Origin of the sequence: Rhizobium sp. N621 (assembly GCF_001664325.1) — a bacterium.
GTDB lineage: Bacteria > Pseudomonadota > Alphaproteobacteria > Rhizobiales > Rhizobiaceae > Rhizobium > Rhizobium esperanzae.
On record NZ_CP013495.1, the window covers coordinates 1,716,970 to 1,731,908 of the forward strand.

Below are 14,939 nucleotides of genomic sequence, written 5' to 3' on the forward strand. Positions count from 1 at the left end.
GCGCACAACGTGCAAATTGTCTCGATCTGTGCAATCGTTGCGTCTGCGCCGATTGCAGATCGAAGAGACCGGTAGCTGAAAATATGCTTAGACTTCTTGGATATTTCTTCGGAATGGCCTGCGTCCTGTTTCTGGTCGCGGCGGCGGGTATTGCCATCTATCTCGCCAATGTCGCCAGGGATCTTCCGGACTATGCCGTTCTGAACAGCTACGCGCCGCCGGTGACGACCCGCGTCCATGCCGGCAACGGCGCTCTCATGGCCGAATATGCCAAGGAAAAGCGTCTCTTCCTGCCGATCCAGGCCATTCCCGACCGTGTCAAGGCCGCTTTCCTCTCGGCCGAAGATAAGAATTTCTACAACCATCCGGGCGTCGACCTCACCGGTCTCGGCCGCGCAATCCTCGTCAACCTGCAGAATTTCGGTTCCGGCCGCCGTCCCGTCGGCGCTTCCACAATCACCCAGCAGGTGGCCAAGAATTTCCTTTTGAGCTCGGACCAGACGATCGACCGCAAGATCAAGGAAGCAATCCTCTCTTTCCGTATCGAGCAGGCCTACAGCAAGGACAAGATTCTCGAACTCTACCTGAACGAGATTTTCTTCGGGATGAATTCCTATGGCATCGCCGGCGCAGCACTGACCTATTTCAATAAGTCGGTCACCGAACTGACCGTCGCCGAGGCCGCCTATCTGGCGTCGCTGCCGAAGGGGCCGGCCAATTATCATCCTTTCCGCCATCCTGAGGCGGCGCTCGAGCGTCGCAACTGGGTTATCGATCGCATGGTCGAGAACGGCTATGTCAGCCAGAGCGACGGCGCGGAAGCCAAGAAGCAGCCGCTCGGCGTTACCGCCCGCAGCAACGGTCCGTCGCTCTTCGCGTCCGATTACTTCGCCGAAGCCGTGCGCCGCCAGCTGATCGACCAATATGGCGAGAAGGTCCTCTATGAGGGCGGCCTTTCCGTGCGCACATCGCTCGATCCGCAGATGCAGCTCGCCGCCCGCAAGGCGCTGCAGGATGGCCTGGTGACCTATGACGAGCGCCGCGGGTTCCATGGGGCTATCAAGCAGATCGACGCAAACGGCGACTGGGGCAAGGCGCTTGCCGATATTCCCGCGCTGTCCGACGTTCCGGAATGGCGCCTTGCCGTCGTGCTCGCCGTCTCCGACGATAACGTCGATATCGGCCTGCAGCCGGCCAAGGACGGGAGCGGCAAGGTTGCGGCGGACCGTCTTCGCGGCACCATCGACGCCAAGAACATGCAATGGGCCTACCGTTCGGCGGATGGCTCGCGCAAGACAGCGAAATCGCCGGCCGGCGTCCTGAGCCCGGGCGATGTCATCTATGTCGAGAAGCTCGGTGACGACGCGTCGACCTCCTACCGTCTGCGCCAGCCGCCGAAGGTACAGGGCGGCCTTGTCGCCATGGATCCGAAGACCGGCCGCGTGCTCGCGATGGTCGGCGGCTTCTCCTATGGCCAGTCGGAATTCAACCGCGCCACCCAGGCGATGCGCCAGCCGGGCTCCTCCTTCAAGCCCTTCGTGTACGCAGCGGCGATGGACAACGGCTATACGCCGGCCTCCGTCATCATGGACGCGCCGATCGAGATCGTCTCGGGCGGCCAGGTCTGGAAGCCGGAAAATTACGGCGGCGAAGTCGGCGGCCCGTCGACGCTGCGCTCGGGCATCGAGCATTCGCGCAACCTGATGACGGTGCGCCTCGCCAACGATCTCGGCATGAATATCGTTGCCGAATATGCCGAACGCTTCGGTATCTACGATCACATGCTGCCGGTTCTCTCGATGTCGCTCGGCGCCGGCGACACGACAGTGCTGCGTATGGTCTCGGCCTATTCGGTCATTGCCAATGGCGGCAAGCAGATCAAGCCGACGCTGATCGACCGTATCCAGGACCGCTACGGCAAGACGATCTTCAAGCATGAGGAGCGCCTCTGCGAGGGCTGCAATGCCGGCGACTGGCAGAACCAGGAAGAGCCTAATGTCGTCGACAACCGCGAAACCGTCCTCGACCCGATGACCGCCTACCAGATCACCTCGATGATGCAGGGCGTCATCCAGCGCGGCACCGCTGCCGGCAAGATCGATCTCGGCGGCCGCGACGTCGCCGGAAAGACCGGCACCACCAATGATGAAAAGGATGCCTGGTTCGTCGGTTTCACGCCGGATCTGGTCGCCGGCCTCTATATGGGCTTCGATACGCCGGCCCCGCTCGGCCGCGGCGGTACCGGCGGCGGTCTCTCCGCCCCGATTTTCAACGAATTCATGCAGGCCGCCGTCAAGGACATGCCGGAATCGAAGTTTGTCATTCCGCAGGGCATGAACCTGATCCCGATCGACCGCAAGACCGGCATGGCCGCCGCCGACGGCGATCCGAACACGATCGTCGAAGCCTTCAAGCCCGGTACCGGACCCGCCGACAGCTTCTCGGTCATCGGCATGGACAGCACCATGGCGCCGGAAGAGATCCTGAAAACCTCGCCGCAGGCCAACCAGGCGGTTCAGACCGGCACGCCTGGCCTGTTCTGAGCCTCACCCAGTTTTGGAAGTCCGCCCCGGCTCTTTACATCCGCGGCGGGCGTCTCTATGTCACCAGCACTTGAAGAAGACCGTTACAGAGAAGCAGGGAAATGCGAGCCGAAATCGAAAACGTGGTCGATGAAACCAAGCAGGCTATCACCCTGCTGAGGAGGCATCTTTGACTGGGACCAGGCGATAAGACGACTGGACTGGTTGAACAACAAGGCAGAGGATCCGAACCTCTGGAATGACGCTGCCGAAGCCCAGAAGCTGATGCGCGAGCGCCAGCAGCTCGATGACGGCGTTAGCGGCGTCCGGCAGCTGGAACAGCAGCTGAAAGACAATGTCGAGCTGGTCGAGCTTGGCGAGGAAGAAGGCGACGAGGGTGTCGTCAAGGAAGCCGAGGATGCCTTGAAGGCACTGAAGGCCGAGGCCGCACGCCGCCAGGTGGAGGCGATGCTCTCCGGCGAGGCCGACAGCAACGACACCTATCTCGAAGTCCATTCCGGCGCCGGCGGCACCGAAAGCCAGGACTGGGCGAACATGCTGTTGCGCATGTACACCCGCTGGGCGGAACGCCAGCGCTTCAAGGTCGAGCTTCTCGAAGTCCATGACGGCGAAGAGGCGGGCATCAAGTCCGCCACCCTGCTCGTCAAGGGCCACAACGCCTATGGTTGGCTGAAGACGGAATCGGGCGTGCATCGTCTGGTGCGTATTTCCCCCTACGACAGCAATGCGCGCCGCCATACGTCCTTCTCGTCGATCTGGGTCTATCCGGTCGTCGATGACTCGATCAACATCGACATCAACGAAAGCGATTGCCGCATCGACACCTATCGTTCGTCGGGCGCCGGCGGCCAGCACGTCAACACGACGGACTCGGCCGTGCGCATCACCCATATCCCGACCGGGATCGTGGTCGCCTGCCAGCAGGAACGTTCGCAGCACAAGAACCGCGCCAAGGCCTGGGAAATGCTGCGTGCCCGGATGTACGAAGCAGAGTTGAAAAAGCGCGAAGAGGCCGCGAGCGCCGAAGCCGCTTCCAAGACGGATATCGGCTGGGGTCACCAGATCCGCTCATACGTGCTGCAACCCTACCAGCTGGTCAAGGACCTGCGCACCGGCGTTGCCAGCACCGCTCCGGACGACGTGCTCGACGGCGATCTGAACGAATTCATGGAAGCGGCCCTTGCTCACCGCATCAGCGGCGCCGCCGATGCGGTCGTCGAGGATGTTGACTGAAAATCAGCATCATGGAAATCAGAAAGCCCCCGAAACGGGGCTTTCTTTGTTCAGCCTATCGCGCCGGCGTCGCCATCATGAAACAGCGCTGCCGATAGAGCGGCAATCTCGTCATGAACGGCTCCCCGCTCGATGCCCGGCGGATCGGTGAAGAGCTCGGCGGCAAAGGCAAGACCGAGCCCTGTGCCCTCCGGCACAAAGACATAATGCCCGAGACCGCCGCCGAAGATTTTCAGGGCGCTGCCGGTCAGCCGCTCATGCAGCCATGAAGAACATTCCTCGGCTGGTGCCGCCTTATCGGCATCGCCGACAAGGATAAGAGCGGGTGCCTCGACAGTTTTCAGGCTTTCCTCGCTGAAACCGAGAATGGAACGACCTGGTGCGCACAGGAGCGCCGCCGTGATCCGGTCATCCCGGTAGCATTGCGACATGCGGGACCAAGACTCGCGAAACACCTCGCTGGTGCGAAGTAAGGAGGGGATATGATCGGCAAGATCGGGAAATTCCCTTGGGCCGCGTGGAGCACCCGGCTTCAGCCTTGATGGTTCGAACTGGGAGAACTGGGTGACAGCGCCGACAAGCAGCATGACGCTATAGGCTCCGGCTGAGAATCCGGCCGCGAATACACGGTCTGCATCGATCCGACCGGCGAGATCGCCAAGCCAGTCGCGACAGCGGTCGAGCATCAAGCTCAGATCCGGCGCCCGTTCCCAGAGACAGGCAAAACCTTCGGCGCGATAATCCTCACTGCCCGTATTCCCGTGATGGTCGACGCCGAGCGCTGCAAATCCGCGATCGACCAGGCGTCGCGCCAGCCATTCCAGTCCCGCCGCAGAACCGCCGGTGCCGTGTGACAGCAGCACCAGGGGATAAGGCCTGTCTGAAAGCCGAATCGGTGCATCGCGAGCGACCGCCGCCTTGCGAAACCAGCTCCTCTCCTGGATTTCACATTCCAGCGCGTCATCGGCAGCCGGATACCATAGCGACCAGCGGACGGGCCTTGGACCGGCAGCATCCCAATCTGGTCTCCGGTCGTCGTAAAGGACGCCCTCGCGAAAGCCGAGCTTCATCTTGGTCGCCTGTGCGAACAGCGTCTCGCTGCTCAATTGGTCGCTTTCTCGATGGTGATGTCGCCGAGTTCGTCGATCAGCACGGTCCAGCCGTCCGGCTCGGCCGCGGGATCGGTCTTCAGATAGATCGTGGCGAAGAGGCCGGGTTGCTTGATGATGCCGCTCGAGTTTTCCGGGCGGATATCGGTCACGTAAGGCTTCAGGTCGCTGATCTCCTGCAGTTCGATGGTCGAGGCAATCATCGGACCGGTCTCGGTCTGGGCAATCTGCTGAAGATAGACTTTCGACGTCCTGTCCGGCTGACGCACGGCAAAGAGCTTATAGTAACCATGGCGCTTTTCCTGGGTGTCGGAAACGCTTTCGGCCTTGGTGGGCGCCCGCTCGACATCAGGCGCGTTGCCGTCGTCCTCCCAGTAGCCGGTGCTGGTCGCAAAAATCACAGAAGCCGGCAGGATGACGTCCTGCGTGGGAGCAGCGATCGCGGCCGAGCATCCGACGAGGAAAATCGTAGCCATCAATGTCAGGCGCGTTGCCATCATCTCAATCCTTGAACTGCTCGGCGAGAATGCGGTCGGACCAAGAGCGGTCCGGATCGGAGAGGATACGCGCCGTCATATGCTCCGACTGAGCGATGCGGACATGCAGCACCGATTTGACTTCCGTATTGTCTGCCACCGCATTCACCGGCCGCTTCACCGGCTCGAGCACGTCGATATCGACAGTCACCTTGTTCGGAAGCAGGGCGCCCCTCCAGCGGCGCGGCCTGAAAGCGCTGACGGGCGTCATGGCGAGCAGCGGCGCCTCGAGCGGCAGGATGGGGCCATGGGCGGAAAGATTATAGGCCGTCGATCCGGCGGGGGTGGCCACCATGAGCCCGTCGCAGATCAGCTCCTCCAGACGCACGCGCCCGTCGACCACGACCCTCAGATTGGCGGCCTGATAGGACTGGCGGAAAAGATAGACTTCGTTGATGGCGAGCGCTGTGGAATTTGTACCGTCGGCATTGGCCGTTGTCATCTTCAAGGGACGGAAGGCGTTTTCGACGGCGACGCAGATACGCTCTTGAAGCCGTTCCGTGCTGTAATCATTCATCAGAAAGCCGACCGAGCCGCGGTTCATGCCGTAGACCAGCTTGCCCGAGTTCATGGTGCTGTGCAGCGTCTGCAGCATGAAGCCATCGCCACCCAGCGCGACGATGACATCAGCCTTGTCCTGCGGCACGTCGCCATAGATGCGAATCAGCTCTTCGCGCGCTGCGAGCGCCTCCATCGTCGGCGAGGCGATAAAGGAAAGCGTCTGGAATGAACGGCCCATACAATACCCTTTGTGAAGCTGCTCTAGCTAAAGGATAAATGGCAGTTGCGACAAGGCCGTTTTGCACGACAAGGCGGTTTGGATACACGCAGACTTGTCCGCGCCGGCACGGATTTTTCTTTACAGGATCGCAGAATCTGTTAGTTGGGCAGCTATTGCCCTTGTAGCTCAGTTGGTAGAGCACCTGATTTGTAATCAGGGGGTCGCGGGTTCGAACCCTGCCGGGGGCACCAGCCTGCGCTCTGTAAGCTTCGGCTCGGCGAGCCGAAGAGAGCGGCCAAGCGAAGGCTGTCGCGCTGTAGTTCCGTTGGGAACAAGGCTGATTGGTTCCGATAATGCTCCGGCGCTTTTCCTTGATGAACCCTATCTGAAGGACTGCTTCAGCAGCAATTCAGCCGTGGTGGCGCAGTGTCTCCTCATCGTCAATGAGGAAGCAGCCATGAAGTTCGCGCATATTTTCCTGACCGCAGCCATTTCCCTCGGTGCGGCCCTTGCTGCAGTTGCGCCCGCCGCCGCCATGCCTGTCGACCGGTCGCCGCTATCCGCGCAAAGCGACATCACCCAGATTCATGACAGCTGGCGACACGACCGTTGGCGTGACGATCGTGACTGGCGTGACGACCGTGATTGGCGGGGCAATCGTGACTGGCGGGATGGCCGCGATTGGCGCCGGTCCGAATGGCGCTATGAACGCCGCCATTGGCGGCCGTGGCGCTGGGAAGAGCGTCGCGAGTGGCGCCAATATGATCGCGACGTGCCTCGGTTCTATCGCAGCTGAGGATAGTCGTTCGGTGGGATTAACGCGCAATCGCCGTCCGCGTTTCTCTCGACCTATTGCACCGGCCCCGGCGTCGCTGGGCCGGGCGCCGTCGGCGACAGGGGATCCGGCTGGTGGACGGGATGCGACGTGTCCACCCAGATGATGCTGAGGATGATTCCCACAAAGGCCGCGATGAAGAGGATGCCGAAAATCAGCGGTCGAATGGCCATGATGGGAATCGCTCCTTCTTGCTTGTGACCGGTCGTTACGGATCGATCGCCGCCAGATCATAATGCTCCAGAAGGTCATTCCAAGGCAAAAAGTGGATTTCTCCGGATCGAGCCCTGCGCCGGGATCAGTGGCTGACGAGCGAAAGCGGCTTGCCGCCTTCTTCACTGGACTTATCGAAATTGCCGTCGGAGCGCATGTCGAAGCTGAGCGACGAACCGTCATGACTCATCAGAGTCATCCCGAAACCTTCGATATTCCAGACGGCGAGCTTGAGCCTGGCGACATTGGCGGCGCAGTCTCGGGAAAGCGATAGGGGTGCGTGGCCGTCCGCATCGATGGTGCCGTCGAGTGTCACGCTGCAGAGTTCTTCGCCGCCCGGTCTTTGCATCGCCCATGTCCCGGCAAGGCTCCTGAAGGTCGGCAGGCGATCGACACCGTCGGGTGCCGAGAGCAGCAGCAGCGGTGTTTCGTCTTCCGTTTTCATCGGCGAACCCTCGCTCTCGACGAAACGGGCGATGGCCTTGCGCGTCGGATCGATCAGGATGAGGCCGCCATTGCCGTCGAAATTCCAGGCAGCGGCTTCGGCAAGCGCCGGCAGCGGCTTGGAACAATTGTCCTGGCCCGAGAGCGAATAGCCGCCGATCGCAAGGTCGGTTTCGAGCGTCAGCCGACATCCGGCGCGTCCGTCTTCGGGCGCAACCAGATAGGTTCCCGCCTGCGCCCTGAGAATATCGGGATCGATATCCTGCGCGCCAGCCGGACCGCAGTCCAGCAGCATGGCTGCTGGAATTGTGAGCCGAAGCATGAAACCAATCATGGCAATCCCCCTTTGCCGCGGCCCGTAAGCCGGCCTTTAAGTCCAGCCTATGTCTTTAAGTAAAGCCGCGCCGCATAAAGCGCGATCGCCGCGGCGTTCGAAACGTTCAGCGATTTGATCGCGCCCGGCATATCGAGGCGGGCAAGTGCGTTGACGGTTTCGCGTGTCTTCTGCCTGAGCCCCTTGCCCTCCGAGCCGAGCACCAGCGCCACCTTGTCGCCTGAGAAGGTACCTTCGAGCGGCGCCGGCCCTTCCGAATCGAGGCCGATGGTGGAGAAGCCGAGCTTGTGCAATTCGCAGAGCGCGTCGGCGAGGTTGGTGATCTGTATATAAGGTATCAGTTCCAGGGCGCCGGAGGCAGACTTGGCGAGCACGCCTGACTCGGTCGGGCTATGTCTCTGGGTGGTGATAACGGCCCCGGCATTGAAGGCGACGGCCGAGCGCATGATCGCGCCGACATTGTGCGGATCGGTGACCTGGTCGAGCACGAGCAGGAGAGGGCTGTCCTTTAGCGCTTCGAGCCGGCGCACCGGTAGCGGCCGCGTTTCCAGCATGACGCCCTGATGGATCGCCTCGGGACCGAGCACCTTGTCGATCTCGTGCGGCGAGACGATTTCGAAGGGAATGCCCAGCATCTCGACGTCGATTTCCAGACGCGCGAGCGCATTCTGCGTCGTAAACAGCTTGATCTTGTTGCGCTCCGGATTGTCGAGGGCGGCGCGCACTGTATGCAGACCGTAGAGATATACCTGATCGGGCGCGAGCGCCGGCGGCTTCCAATCCTCAGCCCCACGCCGGCGCTTCTGTGGCTGGGGTGTCGGGATCTCGCCGCGTTCGCGCTTGGCGTCGCGGTGGGCGCGCCTCAGATTGGCGTAGTGCGTATCCTTGGCGGATGGGTCTGTCGCGGCCTTGCCGCCGGATTTGTTGTCTTTGCTCATGCGGCTTTATAGCCATGGCGTTCGCTGCCGCATAGGCTTTCTTTCATGTGCCGGCTTTCGGCGGCGAATGAAATTTTTCGTGTTTTTTCCATTGTCATCGTGTTGACAGACGGAAATGCTCCGGTCATATACGCGGCGCAGACGACGGGCGGCAACGCTTCGAAGTCTGACGAACTTGGTCTTCAAGATCCGGACGAAAAACTGGAGAGATGCCCGAGTGGTTAAAGGGGACGGACTGTAAATCCGTTGGCTCAGCCTACGTTGGTTCAAATCCAACTCTCTCCACCATTCGTCATCGGATCTGACCATCCCGCGGGTATAGCTCAATGGTAGAGCAGCAGCCTTCCAAGCTGAATACGCGGGTTCGATTCCCGCTACCCGCTCCAGTTTCCCTTAAAGCCGGTTGATGCGATCGCAGTCGCGATCGTCGTGCGCGCTGTTTCCAGCCATGGGGGGACGCCGACCGCTGTTGCCGCAGGCGAGGGATCGTCAATGGCCGCGGTTCATCCTTGGTGATCCGTGCGAATTTCCCTGGGATTCCAGCGATTTTTGGAGGGGCTGCGGCGAATCGCCTTGCAGGCGGCGAATTGTCTCCCATATGCGCTGTCACGCCATGATCGGCGCCTGCAATTAAGTCTTGCGCAATCTCGCCGAAAGCCTTAAACGGCGGCACTAAACCGGTTCGCCGGGGCCACCATTTTGTTCACAGGAAGCATTCAAATGGCAAAGAGTAAGTTTGAGCGCAACAAGCCGCACGTCAACATTGGCACGATCGGCCACGTTGACCACGGCAAGACGTCTCTGACGGCAGCGATCACGAAGTACTTCGGTGAGTTCAAGGCGTACGACCAGATCGACGCGGCTCCGGAAGAGAAGGCCCGCGGCATCACCATCTCGACGGCGCACGTCGAATATGAGACTCCGGCCCGCCACTACGCGCACGTCGACTGCCCCGGCCACGCCGACTACGTGAAGAACATGATCACCGGTGCGGCTCAGATGGACGGCGCGATCCTGGTTTGCTCGGCTGCTGACGGCCCGATGCCGCAGACGCGCGAACACATCCTGCTCGCCCGCCAGGTCGGCGTTCCGGCGATCGTTGTGTTCCTGAACAAGGTCGACCAGGTTGACGACGCCGAGCTTCTCGAACTGGTCGAGCTCGAAGTTCGCGAACTTCTGTCGTCCTACGACTTCCCGGGCGACGACATTCCGGTCGTCAAGGGTTCGGCGCTTGCTGCTCTTGAAGATTCGGACAAGAAGATCGGCGAAGACGCGATCCGCGAGCTGATGGCAGCGGTCGACTCCTACATCCCGACGCCTGAGCGTCCGGTTGACCAGCCGTTCCTGATGCCGATCGAAGACGTGTTCTCGATCTCGGGCCGTGGTACGGTCGTGACCGGCCGCGTCGAGCGTGGCATCATCAAGGTTGGTGAAGAAGTCGAGATCGTCGGCATCCGTCCGACTTCGAAGACGACGGTGACCGGCGTTGAAATGTTCCGCAAGCTGCTCGACCAGGGCCAGGCCGGCGACAACATCGGCGCGCTGATCCGCGGTGTGAACCGTGACGGCGTCGAGCGCGGTCAGATCCTGTGCAAGCCGGGCTCCGTCAAGCCGCACAAGAAGTTCAAGGCAGAAGCCTACATCCTGACGAAGGAAGAGGGCGGCCGTCATACGCCGTTCTTCACCAACTACCGTCCGCAGTTCTACTTCCGCACGACGGATGTGACCGGCATCGTGACGCTTCCGGAAGGCACGGAAATGGTCATGCCGGGCGACAACGTCACGGTTGACGTCGAGCTGATCGTTCCGATCGCGATGGAAGAAAAGCTGCGCTTCGCTATCCGCGAAGGCGGCCGCACCGTCGGCGCCGGTATCGTCGCTTCGATCGTCGAGTAACCTTTCAGGTTATCCACAATCAGGAAAAACCCCGCTGGAAACAGCGGGGTTTTTCGTTTTTGATGCATCCGAGCCGTTTAACAGGTGTTGTAAAAATATCGTTAAGAACGCCCGTCACAGTATTTTGTTCATCTCACGTTCAGAAAGCAGTTGTGATTGGCTCATTTTAGTCCAGACTCCTCCTTGTAAAGAGGAGAGTCGGGATGATTCCAAAGGCCACATTCGTTGCGACGATATTCGCGATGTATGTTTTCACGATGTTTTTCATCGCTGCGATTCCGCAAGAGGTTGTTCAATCGGCCGGAGTGCAGATCAATGAGGTAAGCGTCGTCAAGTGACGACCTTTCCAGTTCATCGCACGGGGCTGCGGTGATAGGGCAATAATGGGCCAGGTGCTCCCGGATAGGGTGCTCCTGGCGCGACGGGGTGAAACCCCTCGCAGGACGCTCGCTTGCTCTTCGCGCGGAAGCGTCTAACTATGCCTCCGGTTTAATGATGCGGAGGACTTTTCCATGAAAAAGCGGATTCTGTTCACAGGCGGTTCCGGCAAGGCAGGTCGCCATGCCGTGCCATGGCTCGTCAATGCAGGGTACGAGGTTCACAACCTCGATCTCGTGCCTCTGGACAGCCCCGGCGTCACGAATCTCATCGCCGACATCACCGACAGCGGCCAGGTCTTCAACGCGCTGTCGATGCATCGCGATTTTCCCGATCTCGATGCGGGCAGGGGCGTTCAGCCCTTTGATGCGGTCGTGCATTTCGCCGCAATTCCGCGCATCCTGATCAAGCCCGACAACGAGACCTTCCGCATCAACGTGATGGGCACTTACAATATCATCGAGGCTGCGGTGAAGCTCGGCATCCGGAAGATCATCGTCGCGTCGAGCGAAACGACCTACGGCGTCTGCTTTGCCGAAGGCCATCGCGACTTCCACCAGTTCCCGCTGGAGGAAGATTACGACGTCAATCCGATGGATTCTTACGGCCTTTCCAAAGTCGTCAACGAAAAGACGGCGCGCGCCTTTGCCGAACGGTCGGGTATCGACATCTATGCGCTGCGCATCGGCAACGTTATCGAGCCGCATGAATATGAGAGGTTCCCAACCTATTTTGCCCATCCCGAGATGCGCAAGCGCATCGCTTGGAGCTATATCGATGCTCGCGACCTCGGGCAGATCTGCCATCTCTGCATCGAGAAGGACGGGCTTGGCTACCAGGTCTTCAACGCCGCTAACGACACGGTTTCGGCCAATACGCCGTCGAAAGAGCTGGCGAAGCGATTCTTCCCGAATGTGCCCTTCACCCGCGAGATCGGTGAATATGAGGGGCTGCTTTCCAACCGCAAGATTCGCGAGGTGTTGGGCTTCAAGGAAGAACACGACTGGCGGAAATATGTGAAGGTCTGAATGCTCTCCGGTTACGCGATCGAAAAGCGGACGCTCGCAAATGAGCAGAAGGCTTTGAAAATCGAAAATCGTGCTTGCCAATCCGCTGCCGCCGTCTTAAAGGGAGCGCCATGCATTTCGGCAGCGATTTGCGGGTCTTGACCCGGGCGCTGAAGGACGGGCATGAAGGGGTATAGCTCAGTTGGTAGAGCGGCGGTCTCCAAAACCGCAGGTCGGGGGTTCGAGCCCCTCTGCCCCTGCCATCTACCCTGATACGGACAGCGCGGCGTTGCTCGCGGCATTCCGGCTGGGGATTGATGGGTGGCAACTAATTTCGTTAAACTTCGGTTTCCCTCTTGTGCATTCGGAAATCGGTGTTTATTTAGGGTTCAACAGACACGCGGTGCGTGGGGCTGATAGTTTCAGCTTTACGCGCCGTAATTGCGTGGGCAGTCGATGGCATCCAAATCCAATCCATTTGCGTTTCTGCAGCAGGTTCGCTCCGAGACGTCCAAGGTCACATGGCCGTCGCGCCGCGAGACGATGATCTCGACGGTCATGGTGCTGGTGATGGTGGTTTTTGCCGCGCTGTTTTTCTTTGCCGCTGACCAGCTGATCGGCTGGGCCCTGAGCTTCGTGCTCAATACCGGCAACTGATACGGGTGGAGATGAAAATGGCGGCACGTTGGTACATCGTCCACGCGTACTCGAATTTTGAAAAGAAGGTGGCTGAAGACATCGAGAACAAGGCTCGCCAGAAGGGGCTTGAGCACCTGTTCGAGAAGATTCTCGTGCCGACCGAAAAGGTTGTGGAAGTGCGTCGCGGCCGCAAGGTCGACAGCGAGCGCAAGTTCTTCCCGGGCTATGTCCTGGTCCGCGCCAATCTGACGGACGAGGCCTATCACCTGATCAAGAATACGCCGAAGGTCACAGGTTTCCTCGGCTCCGACAATAAGCCCGTTCCGATTCCGGATTATGAAGCCGAGCGCATTCTCGGTCAGGTTCAGGAAGGCGTCGAGCGGCCGAAGGCGTCCGTTACCTTCGAGATCGGCGAGCAGGTCCGCGTTTCCGACGGTCCTTTCGCTTCGTTCAACGGTACGGTTCAGGATGTGGACGAAGAGCGTTCGCGCCTGAAGGTGGAAGTGTCGATCTTCGGCCGCGCAACGCCGGTCGAGCTGGAATATGCGCAGGTCGAGAAGGTCTGATCGCGAGAGATGGGAAGCTGGCCCTTGTGGCCCGCTTCTTGCGGACCTTGTCCGCATCCGCGTGGAAGGTGAGGGGTCTTAGCCGGACCCTAATGATCCGCACCACGCAACCGCAGCCGCCGGAGCAATCCGGCATCACGGGCCGGGCGACCGGCCGTTCATGAAAGGCAGAGAGATATGGCTAAGAAAGTTGCAGGCCAGCTCAAGCTTCAGGTCAAGGCAGGATCGGCAAACCCGTCTCCGCCGATTGGTCCGGCGCTTGGTCAGCGTGGCATTAACATCATGGAATTCTGCAAGGCGTTCAATGCCGCCACGCAGGAAATGGAAAAGGGTATGCCGATCCCGGTCGTCATCACCTATTACCAGGACAAGTCCTTCACCTTCGCGATGAAGCAGCCTCCGGTCAGCTACTGGCTGAAGAAGGAAGCGAAGATCACGTCCGGTTCCAAGACGCCCGGCAAGGGCGCCAAGGCCGGCTCCCTCACCAAGGCTCAGATCAAGTCGATCGCAGAAGCCAAGATGAAGGATCTGAACGCAGCGGATATCGAAGGTGCAATGGCGATGATCGAGGGCTCTGCCCGCGCCATGGGCCTGGAAGTGGTGGGTTAAGACCATGGCAGGCAAGCGCACTCGCAAAATCAACGAAGGTGTTGATCCGACTAAGCTCTACGCTCTGACCCAGGCCATCGGCATGGTCAAGGAACGGGCTGTCGCCAAGTTCGACGAAACCATCGAAGTCTCGATGAACCTCGGCGTCGACCCGCGCCATGCGGACCAGATGGTTCGCGGCGTCGTCAACCTGCCGAACGGCACCGGCCGTACGGTTCGCGTTGCTGTTTTCGCCCGTGGCGCCAAGGCTGACGAAGCCAAGGCTGCTGGCGCAGACGTTGTTGGCGCAGAAGATCTTGTCGAAATCGTTCAGGGCGGCAAGATCGACTTCGATCGCTGCATCGCTACCCCGGACATGATGCCGCTCGTCGGCCGTCTCGGTAAGGTTCTCGGCCCGCGCGGCATGATGCCGAACCCGAAGGTCGGCACCGTCACCATGGATGTCGCTGGAGCCGTCAAGGCTTCCAAGGGCGGCGCTGTCGAGTTCCGCGTCGAGAAGGCTGGTATCGTCCATGCCGGCATCGGCAAGGCCTCTTTCGATGCCAAGGCGCTGGAAGAAAACATCCGCGCCTTTGCTGACGCCGTCATCAAGGCGAAGCCGGCTGGCGCCAAGGGCAACTATGTCAAGCGCGTGGCGATTTCTTCGACCATGGGCCCGGGCGTCAAGATCGAAGTCGGCTCGGTCACCGCAGCTCCGACTGCATAAGTTTATGGCCGGGCTTCTGCCCGGTCACTGAATTTCCGGCCTCGCAAGGGGCCGGAATATTCCGGAGAAATCCGGAATCCTGTCCGAGATTGCAGGTGGTTTTCCCTTAATCACTTCGCCTGCATGAGACGGGTAAGACCCGAATTGCATGAAGTTCACTTCTCGTAACTCGGTTCGAGCCTTGGATGCCTTGTGCCTCTTTAGCCTTAATTGGCGCGGGAGCGCGGGGGGA

Annotated in this window: 16 protein-coding genes and 4 tRNA genes; 14 read left to right on the forward strand and 6 right to left on the reverse strand. The window is 60.2% G+C overall.

From position 1 onward, the window contains the following. The first annotated feature begins 83 nt into the window (after nt 1–83). Together AMK00_RS08315 and prfB are read left to right on the forward strand one after the other, a co-directional pair. Complete coding sequence (locus AMK00_RS08315; RefSeq protein WP_064801883.1) at nt 84–2,543, forward strand: penicillin-binding protein 1A; 2,460 nt, start codon at nt 84–86, stop codon at nt 2,541–2,543. 101 nt (nt 2,544–2,644) lie between these two features. Then, nucleotides 2,645–3,776 (forward strand): peptide chain release factor 2 gene (prfB, locus tag AMK00_RS08320; protein ID WP_164517776.1). Its coding sequence is split into 2 segments (ribosomal slippage): nt 2,645–2,713 and nt 2,715–3,776, totalling 1,131 coding nucleotides; the frame shifts between segments, so codons are not numbered across the junction. A gap of 50 nt (nt 3,777–3,826) precedes the next feature. Here prfB and AMK00_RS08325 read toward each other — a convergent pair. From AMK00_RS08325 to AMK00_RS08335, 3 genes are read right to left on the reverse strand one after another with little or no spacing between them, the layout of a single operon-like run. Further along, nucleotides 3,827–4,846, reverse strand: a complete 1,020-nt coding sequence (locus AMK00_RS08325) for an alpha/beta hydrolase family protein (protein WP_064811677.1) — start codon at nt 4,844–4,846, stop codon at nt 3,827–3,829. A gap of 32 nt (nt 4,847–4,878) precedes the next feature. Further along, complete coding sequence (locus AMK00_RS08330) at nt 4,879–5,382, reverse strand: hypothetical protein (RefSeq protein WP_064811678.1); 504 nt, start codon at nt 5,380–5,382, stop codon at nt 4,879–4,881. A gap of 4 nt (nt 5,383–5,386) precedes the next feature. Next, nucleotides 5,387–6,160 carry an NAD kinase gene (locus AMK00_RS08335; RefSeq protein ID WP_011424966.1) on the reverse strand — a complete coding sequence of 258 codons (774 nt, stop codon included), beginning with the start codon at nt 6,158–6,160 and terminating at the stop codon, nt 5,387–5,389. Nucleotides 6,161–6,317: 157 nt separating this feature from the next. On the opposite strand from AMK00_RS08335, the gene AMK00_RS08340 reads away from it, so the two are divergent. Further along, nucleotides 6,318–6,393, forward strand: a tRNA-Thr gene (locus AMK00_RS08340). Between the two features lie 206 nt (nt 6,394–6,599). Then, the gene (locus tag AMK00_RS08345) at nt 6,600–6,938 is read left to right on the forward strand and encodes a hypothetical protein (protein ID WP_064811679.1); all 339 of its coding nucleotides are present in this window, start codon (nt 6,600–6,602) and stop codon (nt 6,936–6,938) included. Between the two features lie 53 nt (nt 6,939–6,991). Here the strand turns inward: AMK00_RS08345 and AMK00_RS32485 are convergent, their stop codons facing one another. From AMK00_RS32485 to rlmB, 3 genes are all read right to left on the reverse strand, one after another. After that, on the reverse strand, nt 6,992–7,150 hold the full coding sequence (locus AMK00_RS32485; protein WP_164517777.1) for a hypothetical protein: 159 nt from the start codon (nt 7,148–7,150) through the stop codon (nt 6,992–6,994). 125 nt (nt 7,151–7,275) lie between these two features. Further along, nucleotides 7,276–7,968, reverse strand: coding sequence for an AprI/Inh family metalloprotease inhibitor (locus AMK00_RS08350; RefSeq protein ID WP_064810127.1), 693 nt, complete (start codon nt 7,966–7,968; stop codon nt 7,276–7,278). A gap of 47 nt (nt 7,969–8,015) precedes the next feature. Further along, nucleotides 8,016–8,906 (reverse strand): 23S rRNA (guanosine(2251)-2'-O)-methyltransferase RlmB, encoded by an 891-nt coding sequence (rlmB, locus tag AMK00_RS08355; protein ID WP_064810128.1) that lies wholly within the window; start codon nt 8,904–8,906, stop codon nt 8,016–8,018. 203 nt (nt 8,907–9,109) lie between these two features. On the opposite strand from rlmB, the gene AMK00_RS08360 reads away from it, so the two are divergent. From AMK00_RS08360 to rplA, 10 genes are all read left to right on the forward strand, one after another. Next, nucleotides 9,110–9,194: transfer RNA gene (locus AMK00_RS08360), tRNA-Tyr, on the forward strand. Nucleotides 9,195–9,218: 24 nt separating this feature from the next. Continuing rightward, nucleotides 9,219–9,292: transfer RNA gene (locus tag AMK00_RS08365), tRNA-Gly, on the forward strand. Nucleotides 9,293–9,626: 334 nt separating this feature from the next. Then, complete coding sequence (gene tuf, locus AMK00_RS08370) at nt 9,627–10,802, forward strand: elongation factor Tu (RefSeq protein WP_011424970.1); 1,176 nt, start codon at nt 9,627–9,629, stop codon at nt 10,800–10,802. A 203-nt stretch (nt 10,803–11,005) separates the two neighbouring features. Beyond that, complete coding sequence (locus AMK00_RS33440) at nt 11,006–11,140, forward strand: hypothetical protein (protein ID WP_257784632.1); 135 nt, start codon at nt 11,006–11,008, stop codon at nt 11,138–11,140. A gap of 174 nt (nt 11,141–11,314) precedes the next feature. Next, a complete protein-coding gene (locus AMK00_RS08375; protein ID WP_064810129.1) occupies nt 11,315–12,208 on the forward strand; it encodes an NAD-dependent epimerase/dehydratase family protein in 894 nt (297 codons plus the stop codon). Between the two features lie 166 nt (nt 12,209–12,374). Next, a tRNA-Trp gene (locus tag AMK00_RS08380) sits at nt 12,375–12,450 on the forward strand. A gap of 193 nt (nt 12,451–12,643) precedes the next feature. Beyond that, entirely contained in the window at nt 12,644–12,844 is a 201-nt protein-coding gene (gene secE, locus AMK00_RS08385; RefSeq protein ID WP_003547514.1) for a preprotein translocase subunit SecE, read from the forward strand. 17 nt (nt 12,845–12,861) lie between these two features. After that, a complete protein-coding gene (gene nusG / locus AMK00_RS08390) occupies nt 12,862–13,392 on the forward strand; it encodes a transcription termination/antitermination protein NusG (protein WP_007791989.1) in 531 nt (176 codons plus the stop codon). A gap of 177 nt (nt 13,393–13,569) precedes the next feature. Next, nucleotides 13,570–14,001 carry a 50S ribosomal protein L11 gene (gene rplK / locus AMK00_RS08395; RefSeq protein ID WP_003547518.1) on the forward strand — a complete coding sequence of 144 codons (432 nt, stop codon included), beginning with the start codon at nt 13,570–13,572 and terminating at the stop codon, nt 13,999–14,001. 4 nt (nt 14,002–14,005) lie between these two features. Next, on the forward strand, nt 14,006–14,707 hold the full coding sequence (gene rplA, locus AMK00_RS08400; RefSeq protein WP_064801895.1) for a 50S ribosomal protein L1: 702 nt from the start codon (nt 14,006–14,008) through the stop codon (nt 14,705–14,707). The last annotated feature ends 232 nt before the right edge of the window (nt 14,708–14,939 follow it).